The organism is Hymenobacter frigidus, assembly GCF_014640435.1.
In the GTDB taxonomy this organism is placed as follows: Bacteria; Bacteroidota; Bacteroidia; order Cytophagales; family Hymenobacteraceae; genus Hymenobacter; species Hymenobacter frigidus.
Genome location: NZ_BMGY01000075.1, coordinates 1 through 10,386, shown reverse-complemented (window position 1 = coordinate 10,386; position 10,386 = coordinate 1). Strand labels below are relative to the sequence as shown.

General features: G+C 61.1%; 10 protein-coding genes. 6 read left to right on the top strand and 4 right to left on the bottom strand.

Going from position 1 to position 10,386, the window contains the following annotated elements:
* Positions 1 to 332 precede the first annotated feature (332 nt).
* From nadE to lgt, 4 genes are all read left to right on the top strand, one after another.
* Positions 333 to 2,252 (top strand): NAD(+) synthase, encoded by a 1,920-nt coding sequence (gene nadE / locus IEW17_RS20130; RefSeq protein ID WP_188563860.1) that lies wholly within the window; start codon positions 333 to 335, stop codon positions 2,250 to 2,252.
* Between the two features lie 265 nt (positions 2,253 to 2,517).
* Positions 2,518 to 3,102: an RNA polymerase sigma factor gene (locus tag IEW17_RS20125; RefSeq protein WP_188563859.1), complete on the top strand. Its 585-nt coding sequence runs from the start codon at positions 2,518 to 2,520 to the stop codon at positions 3,100 to 3,102.
* Positions 3,095 to 3,394 (top strand): hypothetical protein, encoded by a 300-nt coding sequence (locus IEW17_RS20120; protein ID WP_188563858.1) that lies wholly within the window; start codon positions 3,095 to 3,097, stop codon positions 3,392 to 3,394. The genes IEW17_RS20125 and IEW17_RS20120 overlap by 8 nt, the downstream gene beginning before the upstream one ends.
* A gap of 111 nt (positions 3,395 to 3,505) precedes the next feature.
* Positions 3,506 to 4,411, top strand: a complete 906-nt coding sequence (gene lgt, locus IEW17_RS20115) for a prolipoprotein diacylglyceryl transferase (protein ID WP_188563857.1) — start codon at positions 3,506 to 3,508, stop codon at positions 4,409 to 4,411.
* Between the two features lie 82 nt (positions 4,412 to 4,493).
* Here the strand turns inward: lgt and IEW17_RS20110 are convergent, their stop codons facing one another.
* Genes IEW17_RS20110 through IEW17_RS20100 form a run of 3 tightly spaced genes read right to left on the bottom strand, consistent with a single transcriptional unit; the run spans position 4,494 to position 6,463 of the window.
* Positions 4,494 to 5,414, bottom strand: coding sequence for an SdiA-regulated/phytase-like domain-containing protein (locus tag IEW17_RS20110; RefSeq protein WP_229749171.1), 921 nt, complete (start codon positions 5,412 to 5,414; stop codon positions 4,494 to 4,496).
* Between the two features lie 46 nt (positions 5,415 to 5,460).
* Complete coding sequence (gene yidD / locus IEW17_RS20105; protein ID WP_188563855.1) at positions 5,461 to 5,685, bottom strand: membrane protein insertion efficiency factor YidD; 225 nt, start codon at positions 5,683 to 5,685, stop codon at positions 5,461 to 5,463.
* A gap of 43 nt (positions 5,686 to 5,728) precedes the next feature.
* Positions 5,729 to 6,463, bottom strand: a complete 735-nt coding sequence (locus tag IEW17_RS20100) for a M48 family metallopeptidase (protein WP_188563854.1) — start codon at positions 6,461 to 6,463, stop codon at positions 5,729 to 5,731.
* A gap of 152 nt (positions 6,464 to 6,615) precedes the next feature.
* Between IEW17_RS20100 and IEW17_RS20095 the strand changes: the two genes are divergently transcribed.
* The gene (locus IEW17_RS20095; RefSeq protein ID WP_188563853.1) at positions 6,616 to 7,497 is read left to right on the top strand and encodes a PorV/PorQ family protein; all 882 of its coding nucleotides are present in this window, start codon (positions 6,616 to 6,618) and stop codon (positions 7,495 to 7,497) included.
* A 42-nt stretch (positions 7,498 to 7,539) separates the two neighbouring features.
* The gene (locus IEW17_RS20090) at positions 7,540 to 9,741 is read left to right on the top strand and encodes a ComEA family DNA-binding protein (RefSeq protein ID WP_188563852.1); all 2,202 of its coding nucleotides are present in this window, start codon (positions 7,540 to 7,542) and stop codon (positions 9,739 to 9,741) included.
* A 15-nt stretch (positions 9,742 to 9,756) separates the two neighbouring features.
* Here IEW17_RS20090 and IEW17_RS20085 read toward each other — a convergent pair.
* Positions 9,757 to 10,386, bottom strand: a 630-nt coding sequence (locus IEW17_RS20085) for a DUF3858 domain-containing protein (protein ID WP_505669469.1), incomplete at its 5' end; no start/stop codon positions are given.

Sequence of the window (10,386 nt, the reverse complement as noted above, 5' to 3'; positions counted from 1 at the left end):
AGGAAGCGAAAGGGTCCATGCCCGAAACTAACCTACAGCCCGCTTACTTTTGGTGCGGAAGCCCTACTGCTTGGTTGAAAATGAAGCTGTTTGGGAATTCGATTTTTTATCGTTTGTCATCCTGAGCTTGCGAAGGACCTTATCACCGGTGAACAGTTTGCGGTAATTGCAAGCGGCGCAGGCCTGATAAGGTCCTTCGCAAGCTCAGGATGACAGGATTTTCGATTTACTAAACAGCTTCAATTGCAAACCGGACCATGCTGGCTCTGTTCTCATAGAAGTGGCTCAGTAGGGGCATTTTTAATTTTTAATTCAAAATTTTTAATTGACCCATGCGCATCGCTGGAGCCGCCCTCAACCAGATTCCCATTGATTGGGAAAACAACCTGCGCAATATTCGTACGGCCATTGAGCAGGCCAAAGCGGCCGGCGTGGAGCTGCTGTGCCTGCCCGAGTTGTGCCTGACGGGCTACGGCTGCGAAGACTTGTTTCTGAGCGACTGGATGCCGCAGGCGGCGCTGGCGCACTTGCAGCAGGTACGTGAGTGGACGCACGGGATTTGCGTGGTGGTGGGCCTGCCGGTGCGGCTGCCGGGCCGGACCTACAACACGGCGGCGGTGCTGCGCGACGGCCAGATTCTGGGCTTCGCGGCCAAGCAGTTTCTGGCCAATGACGGCGTGCATTACGAGACGCGCTTCTTCGCGCCCTGGGTGGCGGGCGAAACCGGCACTGTGAGTTGGGAAGGGGAGGCGTGGCCGCTCGGCGACCTCATTTTTGAACACCAGGGCGTGCGTTTTGGCTTCGAGATTTGCGAGGATGCCTGGCGGGCCGATGACGTGCGCCCCGCCTGCCGGCTCATGGGCCGGGTGGATTTGATTGTGAATCCCTCGGCCAGCCATTTTGCCATGAGCAAAACCGACGTGCGCTACCAGCTGGTGATGCAGGCTTCGCGTACGTTCAACTGCACCTATCTCTATGCCAACTTGCTGGGCAACGAGGCGGGCCGCATCATTTTCGATGGCGAGCTGCTGGTGGCCCGCAACGGCCACTTGCTGCTGCGCAACCAGCTGCTGAGCTTCAAGGAAGTGGACATGGAGTGGGTGGACGTGGATTTCACCACTGCGCTGGCCCCGGCGGCGGAAATCGTGCCGCTGCCTGCCCCCGACGAATACCAGGAGCTAAACCAAGCCATGAGCCTGGCCCTGTTCGACTACCTGAGCAAGGCGCGCAGCCGCGGCTTCGTGCTGAGTTTGAGCGGCGGGGCCGACTCGTGCTTCTGCGCCGTGGGCGTGGCCGAAATGGTGCGGCTGGGCGTGGAGGAGCTGGGCGTGGCGGAATTCAAGCGGCGCAGCGGCTGCTTCAGCGAGTTAAAAGTTAAAAGTGAAGAGTTAAAAGTGGGCAGTCAAAAGCCTGACGCGCAAGCAGAGGGTTTAGCTTTTAACTCTCAACTTTTAACTGAAAACCAAGAGTTGGTGCAGCAGCTGCTCACCTGTGCCTATCAGGGCACCGTCAATTCCTCGGACGACACCTTTAACTCGGCCAAAGAATTGGCTGACAGTATCGGGGCGCGGTTTCATGACTGGAGCATCGACGACGAAGTAGCCGGCTACGTGGGCAAAATCCAGGGTGCGCTGGGTCGGGACCTGACCTGGCAAACCGACGACCTGGCCCTGCAGAACATTCAGTCGCGGGTGCGGGCTCCCGGCATCTGGCTGCTGGCCAACGTGCAGAACTGCCTACTTATCACTACTTCCAACCGCTCGGAAGCCAGCGTGGGCTATTGCACCATGGACGGCGACACGGCCGGCAGCATCTCGCCCATCGCGGGTGTCGACAAGGACTTCGTGAAAAAGTGGCTGCGCTGGGCCGAAACCACGCTCGGCTACCCCGCCCTGCGCCACGTGAATGCACTGGAGCCCACCGCCGAACTGCGCCCGCTGGCCGACAAGCAGACCGACGAGCGCGACCTGATGCCCTACACGCTGCTCAACCGCATCGAGCGTCTGGCGTTCTACGACCGCCTCAGCCCCACCCAAGTGCTGGCCAGGCTCGACGGCGAAGAAACCGGCTTCAACCACGAGCAACTAAAGGTCTTCGTGCGCCGCTTCTACAACCTGTGGAGCCGCAACCAGTGGAAGCGCGAGCGCTACGCCCCCGGCTTCCACCTCGATGACTATAATGTGGACCCGCGCTCCTGGCTGCGGTTTCCGATTCTCAGCGGTGGCTTTGCCGAGGAGCTGGCGGGGTTGTGATTCAACCGAAGCTATTGGAGCGCTACAGTTAGCTCATTATAAGTAACTTGGTCGGAATAAAATGTTGTGCTCATCAAGGGTTTGCAGAATAAAGGGAAAGGCCGCGCAAGTTTTTTGGGTAGATGGTGCCTAAGCCTTTGCAACCCTGGTAGCTGCGGCGCAGGCCCGGTGCTAAGTGGGCGCTTTTCCAAATTTTAGAGTCCTCGTTCTTGTGGCTTACTCGCTTCCGCTGCTTCTGGACCACGAACCTCCGGCGTGTGCTCGATTGACCAACTTTGCCGCGGCTGAGGCTGATTTGGTGACGCAGCTGCAGGCGGGTAGCGAGGCTGCTTTTCGCACCTTGGTCGAGCGTTACCAGGACCGTATCTACCGAACGGTGCTGGCATTGCTGCGGTCTCCCGAAGAGGCGGAAGATGTTGCTCAGGAGGTCTTTGTGGAAGTTCATCAGACCATTAGCCGGTTTCGGGGCGATGCCGCCCTTAGCACTTGGCTTTACCGCTTGGCCACGTCGCGGGCGCTGAAAAACCGCCAGAAGGCCCGCGCCAAAAAGCGCTTTGCCTATTTCACCAGCTTGCTGGGTTTCGACAACGCCGTGCTTCACGAAGTGCCCGACCACGCCCATCCGCTGGCGTTGCTCGAAGGCAAGCAGCAACTGCGGCTTTTACTAGACCGCGTTGCCCGCTTGCCCGACCAACAGCAGGTGGCCTTCACCCTGCGCCATGAGCAGGAGCTGAGCTACGGAGAAATTGCGGCCGTGCTCAACGTAACCGTGCCCGCCGTGGAGTCGCTGCTGTTTCGGGCCCGCCAAACCCTCCGAAAACACCTCCAATCCCGTTCTTGCCATGTCTGATTCACCCATTCGTTCCGCTCCCGACGAAGAATGGGACGACTTGATGCGCCAACTGCGCGACCAGCCCAACGCTCGGCTGCAGCCCTTCTTCTATACCCGGGTGCACGCCCGCCTCGCCGCCAGTGCCGCTTCTAAAAGCCCACTGCTGCCGGGGTGGCTGCGCCGGCCAGCCTACGCCGTGCTACTTGGGGCGTTGGTAATGACGCTGAGCGGAGACGGTGCCACGCTGCGCCCGGCTGCGGAAGCAACCCACTGCGAAACCTGTCCCAACGGCCAAGCCCTGCAGCGCTGATACCATCCAGTTGCCTTGCACTTACGCTGCGGTGCACCAGTATCCCGCTCAGGCGAAGCCCGCGGGGCTTGACACCTGTACCTTTGAAACCATCATTCATTCTTGTTGCGCATGCTGCCTTTCCTCGCCGCCATTTACTGGAACGTCAATCCCATCATCGCCCACATCGGGCCAGTCACGCTGCGCTGGTACGGGCTGTTTTTTATGTTGCCCTTCGTGGTGGGCACGTTCGTGCTCACGCACATCTACCGCTCGGAGCGGGTGTCGCCGCAGTGGGTCGACGTGATTACGATTTACATGCTCATCGGTACCGTTGTGGGAGCGCGGCTGGGGCACATGCTGTTCTATGATTTTGATGCCCTGATGGCCGACCCCCTGGTGGTGTTCAAAATCTGGCAGGGCGGTTTGGCCAGCCACGGTGCCACCATCGGTATTTTACTCGCCTGCTGGCTGTTTGCGCGCAACAACAAGTTCGATTACCTGTGGGTGCTCGACCGCATTGTGATTGTGGTGGCGTTGGGCGGGGCCTGCATCCGCACCGGCAATCTGATGAACTCTGAGATTGTGGGCAAGCCCACCGATGTGCCATGGGCTTTCATCTTCCCGCGTGATACCGACCACTTGGTGCAGGGCGTGGCTGTGCCGCGCCACCCCACCCAGATTTACGAGGCGCTGTTCTGCCTCTTCCTGCTCGTTCTGCTCTACTGGATGTGGAACCGCACCAAGGAGCGCACGCCGCGCGGGCAGCTGTTCGGGCTGTTTGTAGTGTTACTCTTTACGCAGCGTTTTCTGGGCGAATACCTGAAGGAAAACCAAGTAGCTTTCGAAAGTGGCAACTTGTTCAACCAGGGCCAGCTGCTGAGCATTCCGCTGATTATTGTCGGCATCTGGGTGCTGTGGCGGGCGGGCAAAAACCCCGAAAATCCCTACGGCTACGCCCCGCGCGACCTCGGCAAAGAAGGCGACCCGCAGCCAGTCGCCAACGCTACGCCCAGCCTGAACCAGCCGCATAAATAACAAAGAGACAGCCGAAAACAGAAGAAAAAACGTCATGCTGAGCTTGTCGAAGCATGACGTTTTTTCTTCTGCCAAACACAACCTATTGAGGCAGGGCGTACTCAAAGAGCCCGCCCTGCTCGGTGCTGATGAGCAAGGTTTGCGGCGTTTTGAATACCACGCCTTCGGTTTGGCCCGTACCGCCGAGGTCGATGCGCTGAGGCGTGGCCTTGAGCATGTCGGCCCAGGAGTTGCCTTTGAGGATAAATAGCTCACTGCGGCCCAGCAGCACGAGTTGACGGCCATCGGGGCTGAGGGCGGCATCGGTTACCTGACCGGGAATGGCGAGGCTGGTGATGCGCTGGGCCGTGTAGGTGCCGGGCTGGTCGGGCACGGTGTACACGTTGCTGGTGCGCTCGTGCTGGTCTTTGGTAAAGAGCCACACCTTGCCCTCATGCCAGAGCGTGGCTTCGCAATCGAAATTGCGGCCCTTCTTTTTGGGTGGAAATTCTGTCTGGTCGGGGTAAGTGAAGGCGATGGTGCCCACTTGCTGCGGGCTGGCCGGGTTCACGCGCAGGATGCGCAGGTCGCGCCGGTCGGAAATGTTGTTGCCGCAGTCGCCGATAAAATAAGCGCCCTGCGGGCCGCGGCTGAGGCTTTCCCAGTCCCGGTTTTTGGCGGCGATATTTACTTCATTGGTCACGCGGCCGGTGCCATCCACTTGGTACAACGTGGGCGGGTTGCCGTTGTCGCCGAAGCTGTAATACGTATCGGGCTGCGGACCGGGGGCTAGTCCCGAGCCCTCGGGTACGCCATCGAGGCTGCCCACGCGGCGCAGGCCAGGCACGGCCGCATCAATCATGCGCTCTTCGAGGGAAGACTTCTTGCCTTTGTTTTTCTTCTTGGATTTTGACTTGCCGGACGACGCTTCGGTAGCAGCGTTGTCAGAGTCGGACTGGGCCTGCGAGCAGGCGGTAGCAAATAGCAGCACCAACACAGTTGGCAAAAGCGGAATAAAGCGCATTGAGGTAAAGCAAACGGGTGAAGGCTGGCTATACGGAGCCGGCCGTCTACGGTACGGGGTCGTGGCCGTGGCCGCCCCAGGGGTTGCAGCTCGCAATGCGCCGCACCGCCAGCCACCCCCCGCGCCACGGCCCGTGCCTGGTGATGGCCTGAGCCGCGTAGGCCGAGCAAGTGGGCGTATAGCGGCAGCTAGGCGCGGTGAGCGGCGAAATAAAGTGCCGGTAGAACCACACCAAGCCGAGAAAAAGGGTGCCAAACAGCCGGGATATCATGGGGTGAAGCTAATAGAATAGTTGCCGTGGCCAGATTGAGCCTCTATTTGGGCAGTGCGTTCAACGCCGCTTTCCACTGCTCCCAATCGGGCATGAGGCGCGTCTGCAGGTCGTAGAATGCCTGGGAATGGTCGCCCACTAGCAGGTGGCAGCACTCGTGCAGCAGCACGTAGTCGAGGCATTCCGGGCGGGCGCGCACCAGCTCGGGCGAAAGGCGAATACGGGCCGTGCTCGGCGTGCAGCTGCCCCAGCGGGTGCGCATCTGGCGCACGGCCAGCGTGGGCCGGGTCAGGTTGAATTCGGTGAAGCGCGGCCAAACCCGCGCCAATGACTCGGCGAAGAGTGCCCGCGCCTGGTGAGCGTACCAGGCGTGGAGCAGGGCCTCGGCCTGAACAGGAGCGAGGGGAGCCGGCGTAGCCAACACCAGCTCGGCGGCTTCGATAGTTACGGCGGGCTGTCGGGCTGCGGCAAAGCGCAATTGGTAGGGCTGGCCCTGGTAGTGATGCGTGCTGCCGGCCTCAAAGTGGCGGCTGGGCGCGGGGGCCGGGCGGTTGGCAAAGGCCTGCTGATGCTTGAGAATCCAGTCGGCTTTTTTCAGCACCTGCTGGGCTACCCACTCGGCCGAGGTGCCGGCGGGCGCGCTGATGTGCACGCTGCCATCGGGCCGCACGGCGAAGCCGATGGTGCGCCGCGACCGAAACACAAGGGTGTAGCTGAGCGACTGATTTTGGTAGGCGAGCGTTTCGCGGCGGGGCGCGGCAGAGAAGGAGCGGGGCATAGGGCGGCAAGTTCGGCAGGAGCGCCTGAATGCTTAACCGCGAAAGCCCACAAAATAATTTCGCCGGGCAGCCCAGGCATTTGTCATCAAGGTGCTACCTTCCCGCCATGCAACAATGTTTACCTCGATATCTTGCTATTTCCGGATTGTTTTTGGTCGTATTGAGTTGGTGGCCGGTGGTCGAGGCGCAGGCGCAAGGCAATGGTCCCGGCGTGCGCGGGGCCCGGGCCGCCGCGCTCAGCAACGCCTCGGTGGCGTTGGCCGGCGAGGTCTGGAGCATGGGCAACAACGTGGCCGGCCTGGCCGAAATCCAACGCCCAACCGTGGGTTTCTACGCCGAAAACCGCTATTTCAGCCCGGCGCTAAACGTGGGGTCGCTCACCGTGGCCCTGCCCCTGGGCCGCCAGTCCGCACTGCTTGCTGGTGCCGCCGATGGGGCCACGACTGCTCCTGCCGCCACCCGCACCTGGGCCCGCAACGGCGTGGTGGCTTTCGAGGCCCAGCGCTTCGGCGGGCAGCTCTACAACGAAACCCGCGTGGGGGCCGGCTACGGCTACCGCTTCGGCCAAATCAGCCTGGGTGGCCGGGTCGATATGCTGCAGGTGAGCATTGAGGGCCTGGGCAGCCGCCGCGTGCTGCTCGGCACGCTGGGTGGCCAGATTGAAGTGGTGCCTCAGCGGCTCAGCTTCGGGGCGTCGCTCTACAACCTCAGCCAAACCAGGTTGGCCAGCTACCAGGATGAGCGGGTGCCCACCGTGCTCAAGGCTGGCCTGGCCTACCGGCCCAGCGGCCAGGTCACGCTGCTGGTTGAAACCGAAAAGGACGTAGAGCGCGACGCCAATTTCAAAGCCGGATTAGAATACCGCCCGGTGCCCATTCTGGCCGCGCGGCTAGGCTTGGCTACGCTCACTAAGCAGGCCAGCGCGGGCATTGGCGTGCTGGCCGGGAGTTTCCAAATTGACTACGCGGCCGCGTTTCAGCAGGCGCTGGGCTTCAGTCAGCATTTGAGTATTAGCAAAGCCTGGGGGAAATAATTCTTAATTAAAAAATTGAGGATTAAAAATTAAAAATTCGCGATGAATATTAATTACCCCATTGTGTTGAATGGCTCCCAAAATAACAACTTAGCCGAACTGCGTCCTGACAAACGGTGGCCTGCGCGCAGGGTAATACTGCTGCTATTTTTAATTTTTCATTCTCAGTTTTTAATTAATTCAGTCCAAGCCCAGGAATACACTCGTCGCCCCCCTGACCTGGACCGCCTCACGCAGGAGCTATTTGCCGAGATTCAGTCGGACGAAGTGCCGTTCGAGGACCTTTACGAAACGCTGCTCCAGTACTACCAAACGCCTATTAACCTAAATACAGCCACCCGCGAAGAGCTGCGTGGCCTGCTGCTGCTCAACGAAAACCAGATAACCACCCTGCTGCGCCACCGCGAGGCCAACGGCGACCTGCTGAGCGTGTATGAGCTGCAAAGTATGGAGGGCTACGACCTGCGGACGATTAACCGCATTCTGCCCTTCGTGAGCGTGCTCACCAGCAACGCCAACGCCAGCCGGGGCAGCCTCTGGCAGCGCATTGCCCGCGAAGACAACAACGCCCTGTACCTGCGCTACGAGCGGGTGCTGCAGCAGCGCCAGGGCTACACGCCGCCCACCATTTACCAGGGCCAGCCCACCACCCGCTACCTCGGCTCGGCCGATAAAATGCTGATTCGCTACCGGGTAAGCCACACCAAGGATTTCAGCGTGGGCTTTTCGCTGGAAAAGGACGCCGGCGAACAGTTGATTTGGAACCCCGGCAACGGCCAGCTCGGGGCCGATTACGTGTCGGCGCACTTGCTGGTGCAGGAGCGGGGGCGGCTGAAATCGTTGGCCTTGGGCGACTATCAGCTGCAGTTTGGGCAGGGCTTGCTGCTGTCGTCGGGTTTTGGCGTGGGCAAGGGCGCGGAGACCATTACTACGCTGCGCCGCTCGTCGGTGGGCATTCGGGCGTATTCGTCGCTGCTCGAAAACACGTTTTTTCGGGGCGGTGCGCTTACTTATCAGGTCGCGCCAAGGGTGCAGGCTACAGCTTTTGTGTCGCACAAGAACGTGGATGCCAACCTGCAGCAAAGCCTCGATTCGCTGGCGCAGTTCGATGAGTTCACCTCGGGCCTGCTTTACACCGGTTTCCACCGCACCGCCTCGGAGCTGGCCAATCGCCACCAGCTGGCCGAAACCGTGGGCGGCGGCAACACCACCTACACCAGCGCCAGCGGTAACTTAGCCATTGGCGCTACCGGCGTATTCACGCACTACGGCACCGCCATCCTCAAGCGCCCCGAGTCCTACAACAAGTTCGAATTCAGCGGCAAGGAAAACCTGGCCCTGAGCCTGAACTACAGCTACGTGTGGCGCAACCTGCTGCTGTTTGGCGAAACGGCCCGCACCACCGGCGGCGGCTTGGGCACCGTGAATGGCCTGCTGGCCAGCCTGAGTACCAACGTGGACGCGGCGCTGCTGGTGCGGCACTACGCCCCCAACTTTCATACGCTCTACGGCAACGCGTTCAGCGAGAATACCCGCAATATCAACGAAGCCGGCGTGTACATCGGCCTGAAAGTGCGCCCCGTGGCCCGCTGGGAAATTTCGGCCTATTACGACCAGTTCCGCTTTCCGTGGCTGCGCTACCGCGCCAGCGCCCCCACCGACGGCCACGATGCTTTGGTGCGCCTCGCCTACTCGCCCACCAAAACCAGCCTGCTCTACGTGCAGCTGCGCCAGCGCCTCAAGCCCCGCGACCTGCCCGCCGATGACTCCAACCGGGCCATTCCGCTGCCCGGCGAGCAGCTGCGTCAAAGCCTGTTGCTCTATTATAATACCGCCCTTACGCCCCAGTTGGACCTGCGCACCCGCCTGCAGGCCTCGCGCCTGCGAAACGACCTGGGCCGGCCCTGGCGTAGCGGCTACGTGTTGTCGCAGGACGTGGGCTACCAGATAAACCGCGCCCTGAAGCTGACCGCCCGTTACGCCCTGTTCGACGCCGATGATTATGACACCCGGCAGTACGTGTTTGAGCAGGACGTGCTGCTGGCCGTGTCGGTGCCCGCCCTCTACGGGCAAGGCACGCGCATCTACGGCCTGGCCGAAATTCGCCTCAATCGCGCCCTCACCCTTTGGCTGCGCTACGCTGAAACCCGCTACCGCCACCAAGACGTCGTTGGGTCGGGGCTGGAGTCTATTCAAGGCTCGTTGCGCAGCGAGGTGAAAGCGCAGCTGCGGGTGAAATTCTAGGCTCGCACTGACCGTTTAGCTTTCCGTTTTAAGCAGTACTAACTGCGCTTTGTCGGCGTTGTTGATTTTGCGACGGAAATCCAGGTAGCCGGCGTAGGCGGTTTTAGGCAGCTGCGCCCGTTTCAACTCCAGGCGGCGGATGTACTGCACCGTGCCATCGGGCAGGGCCGTGTACTGGCTGGCGTAGGTGCCGTAAGCGGTGCTGAACTGCACTGGTGCGGGCATATTCTCTGGTTTGAAGCCCGCAGGGAAGTGCAGGCGCACGGTATCGGCTTGCAGGCTGGCGCGGGGCAGCCAAAGGCCCGTCTGGCGCTCGCCTACCTGCGGGGGCAATGCCGACAGGCGGCTGAGCAGGTTGGAGCTCACGAATACCCGTTTGCCGCTGGGCATGGCAAAGCCCGGCAGGGCCAGGGCCATGGTTTCGACCACGGCCGGAGTAGCGCCGGTGGCAGCGGCGGCTAGACTGTACTTGGTGAGCGTGAACGTGGGCAGCTTGAGGCGGTCGGTGATGTATTTCTTCTGTTCAGCCGGGCTCAGCTCGTGCAGCAGCGAGGCGTAAAGGTCCTGCTCCTGGCCGGCGCGCACGGTGCGGGCCGTGGCGGTGGCCCCGCCCACGGCATCCAAAAACAGGTCGAGGCGGCGCTC

Coding starts and splice junctions, on each gene's coding strand:
- nadE (WP_188563860.1), top strand. CDS start 333: ATGCGCATCGCTGGAGCCGCCCTCAACCAGATTCCCATTGATTGGGAA.
- IEW17_RS20120 (WP_188563858.1), top strand. CDS start 3,095: ATGTCTGATTCACCCATTCGTTCCGCTCCCGACGAAGAATGGGACGAC.
- lgt (WP_188563857.1), top strand. CDS start 3,506: ATGCTGCCTTTCCTCGCCGCCATTTACTGGAACGTCAATCCCATCATC.
- IEW17_RS20110 (WP_229749171.1), bottom strand. CDS start 5,414: ATGCGCTTTATTCCGCTTTTGCCAACTGTGTTGGTGCTGCTATTTGCT.
- yidD (WP_188563855.1), bottom strand. CDS start 5,685: ATGATATCCCGGCTGTTTGGCACCCTTTTTCTCGGCTTGGTGTGGTTC.
- IEW17_RS20100 (WP_188563854.1), bottom strand. CDS start 6,463: ATGCCCCGCTCCTTCTCTGCCGCGCCCCGCCGCGAAACGCTCGCCTAC.
- IEW17_RS20090 (WP_188563852.1), top strand. CDS start 7,540: ATGAATATTAATTACCCCATTGTGTTGAATGGCTCCCAAAATAACAAC.